This is a genomic window from Agrococcus sp. ARC_14, assembly GCF_022436485.1.
Lineage (GTDB): Bacteria > Actinomycetota > Actinomycetes > Actinomycetales > Microbacteriaceae > Agrococcus.
The window spans coordinates 351,637-366,382 of the sequence record NZ_JAKUDO010000001.1 but is presented as its reverse complement, the minus strand read 5'-3'; the positions used below and the strand labels follow the sequence as shown (position 1 = coordinate 366,382).

The 14,746-nt window shown below is 73.9% G+C and carries 11 protein-coding genes; 4 read left to right on the top strand and 7 right to left on the bottom strand.

All coding sequences use genetic code 11. The features are described from left to right. Nucleotides 1–21: 21 nt before the first annotated feature. Both MKD51_RS01830 and MKD51_RS01825 read right to left on the bottom strand, forming a co-directional pair. Nucleotides 22–498 carry a YbaK/EbsC family protein gene (locus tag MKD51_RS01830; protein ID WP_240237472.1) on the bottom strand — a complete coding sequence of 159 codons (477 nt, stop codon included), beginning with the start codon at nt 496–498 and terminating at the stop codon, nt 22–24. Nucleotides 499–823: 325 nt separating this feature from the next. Further along, complete coding sequence (locus MKD51_RS01825) at nt 824–1,639, bottom strand: uroporphyrinogen-III synthase (protein ID WP_240237470.1); 816 nt, start codon at nt 1,637–1,639, stop codon at nt 824–826. A gap of 217 nt (nt 1,640–1,856) precedes the next feature. On the opposite strand from MKD51_RS01825, the gene MKD51_RS01820 reads away from it, so the two are divergent. Further along, the gene (locus tag MKD51_RS01820) at nt 1,857–3,410 is read left to right on the top strand and encodes an alpha/beta hydrolase (protein WP_240237469.1); all 1,554 of its coding nucleotides are present in this window, start codon (nt 1,857–1,859) and stop codon (nt 3,408–3,410) included. Between the two features lie 9 nt (nt 3,411–3,419). Here the strand turns inward: MKD51_RS01820 and hemC are convergent, their stop codons facing one another. The 5 genes from hemC to hemE all read right to left on the bottom strand — a co-directional run bounded on the left by hemC (nt 3,420) and on the right by hemE (nt 9,471). Beyond that, complete coding sequence (gene hemC, locus MKD51_RS01815) at nt 3,420–4,358, bottom strand: hydroxymethylbilane synthase (protein WP_240237467.1); 939 nt, start codon at nt 4,356–4,358, stop codon at nt 3,420–3,422. A gap of 202 nt (nt 4,359–4,560) precedes the next feature. Further along, complete coding sequence (locus MKD51_RS01810) at nt 4,561–5,928, bottom strand: ferrochelatase (RefSeq protein ID WP_240237465.1); 1,368 nt, start codon at nt 5,926–5,928, stop codon at nt 4,561–4,563. Then, nucleotides 5,925–6,650: a hydrogen peroxide-dependent heme synthase gene (hemQ, locus tag MKD51_RS01805; RefSeq protein WP_240237463.1), complete on the bottom strand. Its 726-nt coding sequence runs from the start codon at nt 6,648–6,650 to the stop codon at nt 5,925–5,927. The genes MKD51_RS01810 and hemQ overlap by 4 nt, the downstream gene beginning before the upstream one ends. After that, complete coding sequence (locus MKD51_RS01800) at nt 6,647–8,362, bottom strand: FAD-dependent oxidoreductase (RefSeq protein WP_346986679.1); 1,716 nt, start codon at nt 8,360–8,362, stop codon at nt 6,647–6,649. Before MKD51_RS01800 ends, hemQ begins: the two co-directional genes overlap by 4 nt. Next, the gene (gene hemE / locus MKD51_RS01795) at nt 8,359–9,471 is read right to left on the bottom strand and encodes a uroporphyrinogen decarboxylase (RefSeq protein ID WP_240237461.1); all 1,113 of its coding nucleotides are present in this window, start codon (nt 9,469–9,471) and stop codon (nt 8,359–8,361) included. The genes MKD51_RS01800 and hemE overlap by 4 nt, the downstream gene beginning before the upstream one ends. 194 nt (nt 9,472–9,665) lie before the next feature. Here hemE and MKD51_RS01790 point away from each other — a divergent pair, with 194 nt between their 5' ends. The 3 genes from MKD51_RS01790 to MKD51_RS01780 all read left to right on the top strand — a co-directional run bounded on the left by MKD51_RS01790 (nt 9,666) and on the right by MKD51_RS01780 (nt 14,654). Beyond that, nucleotides 9,666–11,063: a glutamyl-tRNA reductase gene (locus MKD51_RS01790; RefSeq protein WP_240237459.1), complete on the top strand. Its 1,398-nt coding sequence runs from the start codon at nt 9,666–9,668 to the stop codon at nt 11,061–11,063. Beyond that, nucleotides 11,060–12,487 (top strand): MFS transporter, encoded by a 1,428-nt coding sequence (locus MKD51_RS01785; RefSeq protein WP_240237458.1) that lies wholly within the window; start codon nt 11,060–11,062, stop codon nt 12,485–12,487. The genes MKD51_RS01790 and MKD51_RS01785 overlap by 4 nt, the downstream gene beginning before the upstream one ends. A gap of 139 nt (nt 12,488–12,626) precedes the next feature. Beyond that, on the top strand, nt 12,627–14,654 hold the full coding sequence (locus MKD51_RS01780) for a glycogen debranching N-terminal domain-containing protein (protein WP_240237456.1): 2,028 nt from the start codon (nt 12,627–12,629) through the stop codon (nt 14,652–14,654). The last annotated feature ends 92 nt before the right edge of the window (nt 14,655–14,746 follow it).

Genomic DNA, 14,746 nt, shown 5'->3' with positions numbered 1-14,746 from the left:
CGGCGACCCCGAGCCGCCGGGTCAGCGGGGCTGCTCGGGGTCGGTGACGTCGGCGACCTCGGCCCCCAGGTGCGCCACGAGCGCATCGCCGTCGACGGTCGCGGCGACGCCGTGCTCGCCCCCGCCGATCGAGACGCGGAGGCCGCGCACGCGCTCGTCGGCGACCACCGGCAGCGGCTGCGTCGTGCCGAAGGGCGTGATGGTGCCGCGCCGGAAGCCCGTCACCGCGAAGGCGACGTCGGCGTCGGGCATCGACAGCCGGTTGACGCCCAGCAGCTCGCGCAGCTTCGGCCACGAGATGGTGCGATCGCCGGGCACGAGCACGAGCAGGTGATCACCCTCGCCGCGGCGCACCACCATCGTCTTGATGATCTCGGCAGGGCTCATGCCGCGCGCCTCGGCGGCCTCCGCGAGCGAGCCCACGCGCCCGTGGCGGGTGACCTCATGCTCGAGACCGGATGCGGCGAGCGCCTCGAGCGCCGGGTTCGTCTCCGTCATGCGGCCAGGCTACGCCGCTCGCCGGCGGCCCAGACGGCCGGCTGCATCGATCCGCCCGCGGCCCTGCCAGCGCGACCGCCGCCGCGGTGCGAGGAGCGCGTCCTAACGCGCGGCCGAGCCCGGGACCGTTCGCCGAGCGGGGACCTGTTGCAGCGGGTCCCCGCTCGGCGAACGGGTCCCCCCAAGGTCGCGGCAGGGGAAGGGCAGGGGCGCGGGCACGCAGCGGCGCAGGCGCAGCAGGGGGAGGCGCGGCGTGGCAGGGGCGTCAGCCCCCGAGCAGCACGTCAGCGCGTCGGCCGTCGAGACCAGCGCGGCGACCAGCGCGTCAGCGCGCGTCAGCCGTCGAGACCAGCGCGGCGACCAGCGCCTCCGCGTTCGGGCGCGCGGCGATCGCCGCGACGCGCAGGCCCGCACAGCGGCAGTCCTCTGCGGTCTGCTCGCCGATCGCGACGATGCGCGTGCCGGGCGCCAGGCCGAGCCGCGCCACCTGCTTCGCGACCGAGCCAGAGGTCACCAGCACCGCGTCGATGGGCGTCTCCGCCGGCTCGACGGCGGTCAGCACGCCCTCGTCGCCATCCTGCCCGGCTGCCTGCAGCTCCTCCTGGTGCCGCACCACATCCGCGTCCATGATCGGCATCACACCCGTCTGCGCGGCGTCGAGCAGCTCGTCGCTCGAGCCGAACACGGGCGTCGTGCGGTAGGCGACGACCTCGGACACCTGCATGCCGTGCTGCCGCAGCCCCGCGGCGATCGTGGGCTTCGCGTCGAGCGCGTGCGGCCACAGCACACGGCCCTCGCGGATCGGCCACTCGTCGACGAGGCCCGCCGCCGACTGCTTCGTGGGGATGAACGCCACCGGCACGCCGCGCTCGCGCAGCGCCGCCGCCGTCACGGAGCCGACGGCTGCGACCGAGACGCTCGCGGGCACGCGCGGCAGCACCCGCACGGTCGACTGGCTGGTGACGACGAGCCAGTCGAAGCGGCCGTCGGCGAGGTGGCCGAGCATGATCTGCAGCTGCTGCTGGTCCTCGGCGGGATCGATCTGCACGAGCGGCAGGATCAGCGGCTCGAAGCCGGCATCGGTGACGCGCTGCGCGACATCGTCGCCCCAGCTGCCGCCGCGCGGGATCAGGACGCGCATGGGTCTCCTCGAGATTGTGGCGTTGCAGCATCCAATCATTGCGGGCGGATGGGTCGGGGCGGTGTTCGCGCGTGGCGGAGCCTTCGAGGTGCTCAAGGCGCGCGCTTGACCCGGTTCCATGCACACAGTGTCGACTTGCCGGGCACCTGACAGTTGAGCGAAGGGAACGGCAGTGGACGCCACACGATCACGACGGCAGCACCTGAGTCACGGGCGGGTGACCCCCGTGCTGGCAGGCATCGGCGCGGTCGCCGTCGCCCTCTCCTTGGCGGCGTGCGCGCCGCCGCCCGCCGAGCCAAGCCCATCCGCATCTCCCGAAGCCTCGCTCGACCGCTACTACGAGCAAGAGCTGGCGTGGGAGGAGTGCGGCGCCGACTACGCCGCGACGGACGACGACGAGGCGCTGCTGGGGATGGTGCCCGGCATCGAGTGCAGCCGCCTCGAGGTGCCGCTCGACTACGAGCAGCCCGAGGGCGAGCTGGCGTCGGTCGCGGTGCTGCGAGTGCCGGCGCGGGCGGAGTCGATGGGCCCGCTGGTGGTCAACCCGGGCGGACCCGGCGGCTCGGGCCTCACCGGCGCGATCATCGCGGCTGCTGGGCTCGTCGAGAGCCCGATCACCGAGCGCTTCGACATGGTCGGCTTCGACCCGCGCGGCGTCGGGGTGACCGTGCCCGCCGCCGACTGCTACTCCGACGCGGAGGCCGACGCGGGCACCGTGCCGCTCGGCTCGCAGGGCACCACGGTCGAGCTCACCGAGGAGGACACCCGCGCGATCATGGAGGCGTGCGCCGCCGGATCCGGCGGCCCCGAGGCGCTCGCCCACATGGGCACCCGCGACACCGCGCGCGACATGGACGTGCTGCGGGCGGCGCTCGGCCAGGACCAGCTGAGCTACTTCGGCCAGAGCTACGGCACGCGGCTCGGCGCCGTGTACGCCGAGATGTTCCCGGAGCGCGTGCGCGCACTGCTGCTCGACGGCGGGCGCGACCCGAGCGAGGGCACGATGGAGGCGCGCGCGAACGCGTATGCGGGCTTCCAGGGCGCGTTCGACGAGCTGGCGATCGCATGCGCCGAGCAGGCCGACTGCCCGCTGGGCACCGACCCCTCGCAGGCGGCGGAGCGCTTCCAGGAGATCGTGCGGCCGCTGCGAGAGCAGCCGGTGCCGGCGCTCGACACCGAGCTCGTCTTCGACGACGCCGTGGGCGCCGTCATCGCCGGCCTCTACAACACGGCCTCCTGGCCGGATCTGCTCGCCGGCATCGCCGAGCTCGAGACGGGCCGCGGCGACACCCTGATGCAGCTCGTGCGCGACTTCGCCCCGCGGACCGACAGCGGGCAGTGGCCGAACATGACCGAGGCGAATCACGCGATCAACTGCATGGACGAGGATCGGCTCACACCCGAGCAGGGCGCCCAGCTGCGCACCGAGACCTACGATCGCGCGCCGTTCATGGATCCGGGCGTCGACGTCACCGCCGGCGCCCGCGATGGCTGCGAGCACTGGCCGGCCGAGCCGACCCTCGGCTTCCCGTACGCGCAGGACATCGAGGGGCTCCCCGACACGCTCGTCGTCTCGATCACCGACGACCCGACCACGCCGTACGAGGGCAGCTCGGCGCTGGCCGAGACGCTCGGCAGCGCGATGCTGACCGTCGAGGGGCAGGGCCACACGATCGTGGCGCAGGGCGTCAACGCATGCGTCGACGAGGTCGCGGCGGCCTACCTGATCGAGCTCGAGGTGCCGGCGGAGGGCGCCACCTGCACGATGTGAGCGGCGGCCCTACGCGATCAGCGCTGCCGCCCCGGCGTCCATCAGCTCGCCGACCGCGCGCTCCGCGACGTCGGCGGCGGCCGCTGCCAGCTCGGCCACCGAGGTCGAGTCGAGCGTGTAGGCGTGGGATGCGGTGAGCTTCTTCGAGCCGTCGGTCGCGTAGGCGACGGCGGTGAGGAAGAGCATCCCGTCGGCGACCTCCGCGTGCGCGGCCAACGGGGCCGCGCATCCGGCCTCGAGCCCTGCCAGCACCCGACGCTCGGCATCCGCCGCGAAGCGCGAGGGCGCGTGGTCGGTCTTCGCGACCGCCTTGCGGGCCGGCGCGTCGTCGGCGCGCACCTCGACCGCGAGCGCGCCCTGCCCGGGCGCCGTCGGGAAGTCGATGAGCTCGAGGATGTCGGTCGCCGCGGCCTCGAGGCCGAGGCGCTTCAGCCCGGCGAGCGCGAGCACGACCGCGTCAAGGTCGGCGCCCTCACCCGTCTCGCTGTCGCCCTGCGCACGTGCGAGCCGAGTCGGCACGTTGCCGCGGATGTCGACGATCTCGAGGTCGGGGCGGGCGACGCGCAGCTGCGCGGCACGGCGCGGCGAGCCGGTGCCCACCTTGGCGCCCTCCGGCAGGTCGGCGAAGCGCAGCCCGTCGCGCGCGCACAGCGCGTCGCGCGAATCCTCCCGCTTGGCGACGGCGGCGAGCTCGATGCCCGGTGCGGCCGCGGTCGGCAGATCCTTCATCGAGTGCACGGCCACGTCGACGGTGCCGTCGAGCAGCGCATCGCGCAGCGCCGAGACGAACACGCCGGTGCCACCCAGCTGCGACAGCGACGAGCGGTCGGTGTCGCCCTTCGTCGTGATCTCGACGATCTCGACCTCGCCGGCGAAGCGCGCCGCGAGCGCCTTCGTCTGCGCGAGCGCGAGCGCCGAGCCGCGCGTGCCGACCTTCAGCGCGCTCATCGCGCTCCCCCGCCACCCACAACGCAAGCTCGAGAAGACGAACTCGCAGCTGTTCGACCCGCCCGGCGATGCGCGCCGCGCGATCCGGCAGCGGGGCTTGCGTTGTGCACCGCGGCTGCGGCCCCGCTCGCGGACCCGTCTCGCCGATCGCGACCCGGTGCACCGGGTCGGTTCGGGTGGAAGGGGTCGAGCTGGCGCGCGCTCACGGCTGCAGCCCCGCGATCGCGGGCCGGAAGCCCAGCCGCGGGTTCTCGCAGCAGCCAGGCCGGCAGACGTCGTACCAGGCAGGGATCGACGTGACGGCCTTGCGCTCGGCCACCGGCCTGCCATCGAGCCGCTCCTGCACGAGATCGACGAGCGCCCCGACGTACTGCGGGTCGACGCCCGGCGTCGGTGCCCGGCGAGCCCACAGGCCGTGCTCGGTGGCCGTCTCGATGGCCTCCTCGTCGAGATCCCACATGACCTCCATGTGGTCGCTGACGAAGCCGAGCGGCACGATCACGACGGCCTTGCGCGCGCGCCCCTCCTCAGCGGCGAGCGCCTCGATCGCGTCGTTGATGTCTGGCTCGAGCCACGGCTGCGAGGCCGGCCCCGAGCGCGACTGGTAGACCAGCTGCCAGGCGACCCCGGGGGCAGCCTCGGCCATCACGTGCTCGGCCGCGGCGAGGTGCTGCCCCTCATAGCCGCCGCCCGCACCCCAGGTGTGCAGGTCGGGTGCGCCAGAGCGCTCGGCGTCGGCGGTGGGGATGCTGTGGGTCGCGAAGAGCACCTCGATCTCGGCGTCCGCGAAGCCTGCGGCACGCGCCTCGGCGACCGTGCTGCGCACGCCGTCGACGAAGGTGCCGAGGAAGCCCGGGTGGTTGAAGAACTGCCGGACCTTGTCGATCTGGAGCGAGTCCTGCAGCCCCGTCGCCTCGAGCGCATCCGCCCAGTCCTCGCGGTACTGCCGGCAGGAGGAGTAGGAGGAGTAGGCGGAGGTGGGGATGGCGAGCAGCGTCGTGGCGCCCGCGTCAGCCGCCTGCTGCAGCGCTTCGTCGAGGTAGGGCGCCCAGTTGCGGTTGCCCCAGTAGACGGGCAGGTCGACGCCAGCCGCGGCGAGCGCACCCTCGAGCGCTGCCTTCAGCTCGCGGTTCTGCTCGTTGATGGGGCTCACGCCGCCGAAGTGGCGGTAGTGGGTCGAGACCTCCTCGAGCCGCTCGTCCGGGATCCCGCGACCGCGCGTGACGTTGCGCAGGAACGGGATGACGTCGTCCTGGCCCTCCGGCCCGCCGAAGCCCGAGAGCAGGATGCCGTCGTAGGCGACCGGCTCCTCCACGTGCTCGGGGCCGGCCTGCGCTGCAGGCGTCGCGCTCGGCACGGCGGCCCCCGGCTCGAGGTGCACGCCGGTCGCGGCGGCGGGCTTGGTCTCGCGGCGCGCGCTCTGCGCCTGCTGCTCCTGCGCCTGCTGCTGCTCCGCCTGCGCCTGCAGCGGCTGCGCCTGCTGATCCTGCGCCTGCGCGCCCCCGCAGCATCCGCCACCGCAGCATCCGCTCGCCTGACCGGCGACCTGCTCCATCTGGGTCTCGCTCATGCGAGCACCTCCTCGATCTCGTCCGCCGTGATGCGGCGGCCCGTGAAGAACGGGATCTCCTCGCGCACGTGCATGCGGGCCTCGACGGCACGCAGCTCGCGCATCATGTCGACCAGCTCGACGAGCTCGTCGGATTCGAGCGGCAGGATCCACTCGTAGTCGCCCAGCGCGAACGCCGAGACCGTGTTGGCGATCACGCCGCGGTAGGCGGCGCCCGCCTTGCCGTGCTCCGCGAGCATCCGGCTGCGATCCTCGGCCGGCAGCAAGTACCAGTCGTAGGAGCGGTTGAACGGGTAGACCGTCACCCACTGCTTCGGCTCGACGTCGCGCAGGAAGCCCGGCACGTGGCGCTTGTTGAACTCGGCGTCGCGGTGCACACCCATCGCGCCCCAGACCTGCGAGGTGCTGGCGAGCTCGTGCGAGCGGCGGATGCGTCGCACGGCCGACTGCAGGGCCTCGGGCGGGGTGCCGGCGCCGGGCACGCCATGCAGCCACACGAGCACGTCGGCGTCGGCGCGCATCCCCGAGACGTCGTAGATGCCGCGCGTGACGACGCCCTCCGACTCGAGCGTCGCGAGCACCTCGGCGAGCGGGGTGGCGGCCTGGTCGGCGCCGGTCCGGCCGGGCTGGCCGACGCCGCGCCGGAACACGGCCCAGATCGTGAAGCCGTCGCCGATCGCTGCCGGCTCGCTCTGGGGCTGCGGTGTCTCGTGCTCGCTCATGCCTCTCCTCGTTCGTCTGCTGGGATGTCGGATGCCTCGGCCGGCTCGGCCACGGAGGTCTCGTCGCCGAGGCGCTCCTCCGGGGCGATGTCGTCGGTCCAGGGGCTGCCATGCACGGCGAAGCGCTCGCGTCGGATCTCGAGCGCAGCCTTCCGGGCATCGGGCACGACCTGCGCGAGCCCGGTGCCGGCGACGGCGGCGCCGACGACCGTGAGCTGCTCGTGTGCGGCCGCGGCGTCGCGGAGCTCCTGCTGGCGCTCGCGCGCGCCGATGGTGCTGGATGGCTGGCCCTGCTGCCAGCGCACGCGGGCGCTGGCGACGGGCTGAGGCAGGTCGGTGCCGAAGATGGCCCGCGCATCCTCGAGCGCGAGCGCGGCGGCCGCATCGTCGTCGAGCTCCGCCGTCGCGGGCACAGCTGCACCCGCTGCCCCGGTGCCGTAGGAGAGCCGCACGATCTCGTGGCCGGCGGCGGCCTCGCGCAGCCACGCCCACTTGGCGGTCGCGTGCGTCATCGCCTTCGCGCGCACCTGCGTGGCGTCGGCGGCGACGAGGACGCCGGTGCCGCGGGGATCGCCGTCGATGGCGCCCGCGGGGAAGACGAGGGTGATGAGCTCGATCATCGGGCTTCGAGACGCGAGCGCGGTGGAGCTGAGGGCAGAGGCCCTTTCGGGCCTCTGCCGCGACCCCAGCGGGGCCTGTCTCGGCCCCCGGTCCTCCGCCGCGCGCTCCTCAGCCGACGGCGCGGCGAGCAGCAGCCGCCGCGCCTCGGCTTCCGGCAGCGCGACGACCAGCGACGACGACTCGTGCGTGCCCGCATCCGTCTCGACGATCCAGCCGGTGTCGGTCTCGGTGGCGGCCAGCACGCGCTCGCCGGTGCGGATCTCGGCGTGGTGCTCGCGGGCGCGCTCGGCGAGGCGCTCCGGGATGCGGTGGATGCCGCCGCGGACGCCCTGCACCGCGCTGCCGGGCCGGGCCTCGCCGGCGCCTGCCGCAGCCGCGCGCTCCTCGAGCACGAAGGCGACGCCGCCCGAGAGCGATCCGGCGCGCGTGATGCCGCCGTTGAGGCCCGGCGCGACCACCCCGACATCGAGCAGCTCGGGGTCGGCCGAGTAGACGCCGCCGGCGAGCGGCGCGACGAGCCGGTCGAGCACCTTCTGGCCCATGCGACGGCGCACGAGCGGGCCGAGCGCGTCGTCCTTGCCGATGCGCAGCACCGGCATGAGGCGGTCGAAGTAGGCACGCAGGGCGCCGGCCCAGCCGAGCGCGTCGATGACATCCTGAGCGAGCGGCACCGAGGGGATGCCCAGCAGCGTGCGCTTCGGCAGCGGCACCGCCCTCGATCGTGCTGCATGGTGCCCGCCGCGACTCGCAGGCAGCAGCAGCCAGGCCCCGGCAGGGTTCGGGTCGACGATCTCGTCGGCGAGGCCCAGCTCGCCGAGCAGCGCTGCGACCGCGCCGCTGCGCACCGCGAACGACTCGGCGCCCGCGTCGAGCGACATGCCCAGCGCCGGCAGCTCGAGCGCCGCGGCGGTGCCGCCGATGCGCTCCGCTGCGTCGAGCACCAGCACCCGGTAGCCGCGCGCCGCCAGGTCGTGCGCGACCGTGAGCCCCGCGATGCCCGCGCCGGCCACGATCGTGTCGTAGCGCGCTTGCTCGGCGGGTGCCGACGCATCCGCCTCTGTGGTGGCGTCGACGGCCGGGTCGTGGGTCACCGCTCGTGCACCGCCTGCACGATGCGCGTGAGCACCGCGGGGTCGGCCGAGGGCGGCACCCCGTGGCCGAGGTTGAAGACGTGGGCGCGCGCGACGCTGCCCGCGACGAGCACGTGGTCGATCGCAGCCTCGACGATCTCCCATGGCGCGCCGAGCACTGCGGGGTCGAGGTTGCCCTGCACGGTCACGTCGCTGCCGATGCGCTCGAGCGCGACGTCGAGCGGCACGCGCCAGTCGACGCCCACCGCGTCGACATCGAGGTCCATGGCGCCGTAGAGCTCGCCGGCCCCGACACCGAAGTGCACGAGCGGCACCCGGGCGCCGGATGCGTCGGTCAGATCGCGCACGGCGTCGAGCGACGTGCGCGAGGCCGGTGCCACGTGCTCCTGGTACTGGTCGAGCGGCAGCGAGCCGGCCCAGGAGTCGAACAGCTGCGCGGCGCTCGCGCCCTCCTCGACCTGCGCGCGCAGGAAGCGGCCGGTGACGTCGGCTGCCCAGCGGGTGAGGCGGTCCCAGGCCTCGGGGTGTGCGCGCATGAGGGTGCGGGCCTCGAGGTGATCCTTCGAGGGCCGGCCGGCGACGAGGTAGGCGGCGAGCGTGAAGGGGGCGCCGGCGAAGCCGATGAGCGGCGTGGTGCCGTCGCCGATCTCTGCCAGCCCCGCGACGGTCTGGCGCACGGCCTCGCGTACCGGCTCGAGCGCGGTGTCGAGGCCGGCCGGGTCGTTCGCGACCAGGCGCTCGACGTCGTCCGGGGTGCGGATGGGCTCGGCCACGACCGGTCCCACGCCCGGCTCGATGCGCACGTCGACGCCCACGAGGCGCAGCGGCACCATGATGTCGCTGAAGAAGATGGCGGCGTCGACGCCGTGGCGGCGCACGGGCTGCAGGGTGATCTCGCTCGCGAGCTCTGGCACCAGGCAGGTCTCGATCATGTCGCGCGCCGGACCGTCGGTGCGGGCACGCAGCTCGCGGTACTCGGGCAGCGAGCGGCCGGCCTGCCGCATGAACCAGACCGGCGTGATCTCCGGGCGGTCGCCGCGGTACGCACGCACCACGGGAGCAGTGCCGGTGCGGGTGTTGAGCGGGTGGTCTTCACGGAGCGCGGACATCGCCCCCATTCTCCCACCAACTGCGCGCGGCCGGGCCCGCGGGACAACGCAAGCTCTGCGCGCGGTCGCAGCGGTGCCCTGCGGCACCGTCAGCCACGCACCAGTGCGCCTGCGTGCCGAGCTTGCGTTGTGCAACGAGGCAGTCGGTGAATCGAGGAATCGAGGACGCGGTGGGCACGCGGTAGGATGGGTCAGTGCTGATCTGCCTCACGGCGAGCCACAAGAACGCCGACTTCACCGCCCTCGAGGCACTGTCGACGGCAGACGCGGCACAGCTCCCCACCGCCTTCGCGTCTCATCCCGCCGTCGACGGCGCCATCGTCATCTCGACCTGCAACCGCTTCGAGGTCTACCTCGACGTGCAGACCGAGCACGATGCGGCCGAGGCGGCCGGCATCGCACAGACGGCGGCCGCGGATGCGCTGGGCTTCCACCGCCCGGAGGCCCTGGAGCCGCTCACGGACGCCCGCGCCGCCGAGCACCTCTTCTCCGTCGCGGCCGGCCTCGAGTCGGTCGTCGTCGGCGAGGGCGAGATCGCCGGCCAGGTGCGCCGCGCGCTCGCCTCCGCACAGGACGCTGGCACCACGAGCCCGCACCTCGAGCGACTCTTCCAACGTGCCTCCGAGACCCAGCGCGGCGTCAAGAACCGCACGGGCCTCGGCGAGGCGGGCCGCTCGATCGTGCGCCTCGCGCTCGACCTCGCGAGCGCTCGCGTCGACTTCGCCGACACCCGCGTGCTGCTGGTCGGCACCGGCCGCTTCGCCGGCGTCTCGCTCGCCGAGCTGCGCCGCCGCGGCGCCAAGCACATCGAGGTCTGGAGCCCCTCCGGTCGCGGCAACGGCTTCGCGCGCAGCCACGCGATCGGCCACGTCGACGGTCGCGACGCCGCGATGGCCGCCGCGAGCGCAGACGTCATCGTCACCTGCACGAGCGCAGAGGAGTTCGTCGTCGACGCCGCCCTGCTGCACGCAGGCCGCGAGCGCCTCGCGGCCACGCACGCGTTCCCGGGCTCCGCGCCCGACGGCCACCAGGCTCTCGGCTGCCCCGTACTGCTCGCCGGCGGCGAGCACGAGGTCGCAGCGCCCGAGGGCTGCCCGATGCATGCCGCGACGGGAGCGCGCGCGACCTCCTGCCCCGTCGAGCACGGGCGCTCGGCGCAGCTGGTCATCGACATGGGGATGCCGCGCAACGTCGACCCGGATGTCGCGAGCGTGCACGGTGTCGAGGTGCTCGACCTCGAGACCATCCGGCTGCACGCCCCGCTCGAGCACCTCACGGCCACCGAGGACGCCCGCGATCTGGTGCGCAAGGCGGCCCGCCGCTTCGAGCGCGGCACGGCGGAGCACCAGGTGGGCCCGGCGATCGCGGCGCTGCGCCAGCACGTCGAGGACGCCATGGAGGCAGAGCTCGCCCGCATCTCCAAGCGCGGCAGCGAGGCCGAGCGCAAGGCCGCCGAGCAGGCGCTGCGGCACTTCGCCGGCGTGCTGCTGCACAAGCCGACGGTGCGAGCCCGAGAGCTCGCAGCCGAGGGCAGGCACGACGACTTCCTGTCGGCGATCGACGCGCTGTACGGCATCGACCGCTCAGCGTGACCGACCAGCTCGAATCCGGCGGCGAACCCACCACCGGCGCCCACGGCATCCTGCCGCCCGCCGGTGTCGACCTCCCGTCGGGAACCCCATCCGCCGACCCGGGCAAGCGCCGCCGCTTCGTCGACCTCGCACCGCTGCGGGCGTCGCCGGCCTTCGCGCGGCTGTGGATCGGCAATGCGATCAGCGGCATCGGCGCGCAGATGACGATCGTCGCCGTCGGCCTGCAGGTCTTCGACATGACCGAGAGCACGATGATGGTGGCGCTCGTCGGCGGCGTCGCGCTCGTGCCGATGGTGATCGCCGGCCTCTGGGGCGGCATGCTCGCCGATGCCTTCGACCGGCGCCTCGTGCTCATGCTCTCGAGCCTCACTGGCTGGGTGGCCGTGCTCGGGCTCGTCGCGCTCTCCACCTGGGATGCCGCGCTCGTCGCCGACGGCCAGCGCGCGGTGGTGTGGCCGTTCTACGTGCTCACGACCATCAACACCGTCGCCGCCACCATCTCGGGTGCGACCCGCAGCGCCGTCACCCCGCGCATCCTGCCCGCGCACCTCATCTCCCGCGCCGCAGCCCTCAACGGCATCGCCATGGGCATCATGCTCACGGTCGGCCCCGCCGCCGCCGGCGTGCTGGTGGCGACCATCGGGCTGCCGATCACCTTCGCCATCGACGCGGTGCTGTTCACCGCCGGCTTCCTCGGCATCATCGGCCTGCCGAAGCTGCCGCCGCTCGGGCAGGTCGCGCGGCCGGGGCTCGAGTCGCTGCGCGACGGCATGCGCTTCATGCGGCAGGCGCCCAACATCCGCATGTCGTTCATCGTCGACATCATCGCCATGACGTTCGGTCGCCCCTTCGCGCTGCTGCCGGCGGTCGGCGCGGTCGCGATCGGCGGCGGGCCCGTCACGGTCGGCGTGCTCACCGCGGCTGCCGCGACCGGCACGCTGCTCGCCAGCCTGTTCTCGGGCCCCGTCGCCCACGTGCACCGCCACGGCGTCGCGGTCACGCGGTCGATCATGGTCTACGGCGGCTTCGTCGCGCTGCTCGGCGCCGTCGTGCTGGTGATGGCGATGGGATGGGGCGGGCCGGTCGGCGCCGACTGGCCGCAGGTCTCGTGGGTGGCGCTGGGCGTCGCGGCGGTCGCCTTCGCCGGCATGGGCGCGAGCGACGAGATCAGCGCGATCTTCCGCTCCACCATGATGCTGACGGCGGCTCCGGACGACATGCGCGGCCGCACGCAGGGGCTGTTCATGGTCGTCGTCGCGGGCGGCCCTCGGGTCGGCGACCTCTATGCGGGCGCCGCCGCGACCCTCATCGCGCTCTGGGCTCCGCCGCTGTTCGGCGGCATCGTCATCATCGTGCTGATCGCCGTCATCACGCGCGCGCAGCGCACGTTCCTTGCATACGACGCGCGCAATCCGACCCCGTAGCGCAGCGAGGCGGGAGCCCCCGGACGGGCGCGCCGAACACTGAGGAACTCTCGCGTCAAGCCTGAGTCCGCCTTTGGGCCTTCGTTCGGGTCGGAGACTAGCGTTTGGGGCGCCTCCAGATGACGATCGGAACCCACGCATGCGCTCAGATCTCGTGACCGGAGCGGCCCACCCGCCGCTCTCGCACCACGGTCTCGCCGCGCTCTCGGCTCCGACGCAGGTGTGGTCAGCCCAGGACGGCTCGATGGCCGGTGGGGCAGACGGCGTCTTCCACGGCGACTGGCGCTTCGCGAGCGCCATCGTGCTGCTGGTCGACGGGCTGCCCGTCGAGCCGATGGCGACGGCTGAGGAGCCCGACTGGATCGTCTTCCGGGGGCTCGCCATCGACCCGCTGACGAGCCGACCGCGAGATCGCGTCGCGGTCGAGCGGATGCGCGAGGTCTACTCGGGCGGGACGGTCGAGCGGGTGACGCTCGTCAACGGCGGCGAGGAAGCGATCGATCTGAGCGTGGAGCTCAGCTGCGAGGTGGGCTTCGCACCGCTGTCCAGTGTGCAGGCGGGGCGACCGCAGCCGGCCGACGTGCGCCTCGAGCTCGAGGGCGACGAGGCCATCGCGACCGACGGGATCCGCACCCTGCGCGCCAGCAGCCGCGGCGGCCACGTGCGCATCGAGGGCAACCGCATCGTCGTGTCGCAGCAGGCGCGCGTGGTGCCCGACGACTGGGCGGGCGTCACGCTCGAGATCGAGCTGGTCGACCCGACGCTCGTGCTGCACGGCACGGACAGCCCCGAGATGAGTGCCGAGCTGCGGCCGACGGGCAGACCGGCACTCGATCGGTGGTCGACCCGCGCCATCGCCGACCTCCAGAACCTGCTGCTCGACGCTGGGCACGGCGCCTTCCCCGCGGCCGGCGCGCCCTGGCACATGACGATGGTCGCGCGCGACGCCCTCATCGCCTGCCGGCTGCTGCTGCCGCTCGGCGGGCAGCTCGCCGAGGGCACCCTGCGCACGCTCGCCGCCCGACAGGGCGTGCAGCTCGACCCGGCCACCGGTGAGGAGCCCGGCAGGATCCTGCACGAGATGCGGCAGGCAGCGAGCGATCCGCCACGACCGGGGGTCGAGGCACGGCCCGTCTACCGGGGATCCATCGACCCGACACCGCTCTGGATCGTGCTGCTGCACGACGCGTGGCGCAACGGCTTGCCGCTCGAGACGGTGCGCGAGCTGCGCACCGCGCTGCACGCCGCGCTCGGGTGGATGCAGGCGCACAGCGACGATGACCTGCTCCGCTGCGCGGACGAGACGGGCATGGGCGTCGCCGGCAAGGACTGGAGGGCCGATCGGCTCGGGCGCACCGACCGCGACATCGCCGCGGCCCAGGTGCAGGGCCTCGCCTGCCGCGCGGCTGTCGGGGCTGCAGCGCTGCTCGACGCGCTCGGCGACGACGGTGCGCCCTGGCGCGCGTGGGCGGAGCGGCTGCGGGCACGGTTCCGCGAGGAGTTCTGGGTCGAGCTCGACGGCACCCGCTTCCCCGCCATGGCCGTCGACGGCGCCGACCACCCGATCCCGATCCTGGTGAGCGACATCGGCCAGCTCATCGGCACGACGCTGCTCGACCGCGACGAGGAGGCCGCGGTGGCGCAGCTGCTGCTCGACGACCGCCTCTCCTCTGGCTTCGGCCTGCGCACCATGGCGACCGATGCCGAGCAGTACTGGCCGCTCTCCCACTACTGCGGCGCGGTCTGGCCCCACGACACGGCGATCGCGATCGAGGGGCTGCTGCGCGCAGGGCTCCTCGACGAGGCTCGGCAGCTCGCGATCCAGCTCGAGCGGGCGGCGGATGCGTTCGACGGCCGGATGCCCGAGGTCTACGCCGGCTACGGGCTGGAGGACACCGCCAAGCCGATCCCCTACCCGGGTGCGTGCTCGCCGCAGGCCTGGAGCGCCGCATCCGTCGTGCCCGTGCGGATCGCCCTGGCGAGCCGCGACGACGCGCAGCTGCAGCGTCCCCTCGAGCGCCGGCTCGTGGCGGTCGTCCCGCCGTCTGCGCCGAGCCCCGCCCCTCATGTCGTCAGCGCACCGGAGGCGATGCAGATCAATGGCGGCGCGAAGCAGCACGCGCGGGCGCGGCTGCGCCTGGTGCCCTCGATCGCGCCGAAACCGTAGTCGCTCGCGACGCCCCCGCTCGTCGAGTAGCGGTCCACACGCTCGTCGAGTAGCGATGCACACGCCCGTCGAGTAGCGGCCGCAGGCCGCGT

Excerpts from the sequence above, each read along its gene's own strand:
- hemQ (WP_240237463.1), bottom strand. The coding sequence starts at position 6,650 with ATGAGCGAGCACGAGACACCGCAGCCCCAGAGCGAGCCGGCAGCGATC.
- hemE (WP_240237461.1), bottom strand. The coding sequence starts at position 9,471 with ATGTCCGCGCTCCGTGAAGACCACCCGCTCAACACCCGCACCGGCACT.
- hemC (WP_240237467.1), bottom strand. The coding sequence starts at position 4,358 with ATGAGCGCGCTGAAGGTCGGCACGCGCGGCTCGGCGCTCGCGCTCGCG.
- MKD51_RS01780 (WP_240237456.1), top strand. The coding sequence starts at position 12,627 with ATGCGCTCAGATCTCGTGACCGGAGCGGCCCACCCGCCGCTCTCGCAC.
- MKD51_RS01830 (WP_240237472.1), bottom strand. The coding sequence starts at position 498 with ATGACGGAGACGAACCCGGCGCTCGAGGCGCTCGCCGCATCCGGTCTC.
- MKD51_RS01810 (WP_240237465.1), bottom strand. The coding sequence starts at position 5,928 with ATGAGCGAGACCCAGATGGAGCAGGTCGCCGGTCAGGCGAGCGGATGC.
- MKD51_RS01825 (WP_240237470.1), bottom strand. The coding sequence starts at position 1,639 with ATGCGCGTCCTGATCCCGCGCGGCGGCAGCTGGGGCGACGATGTCGCG.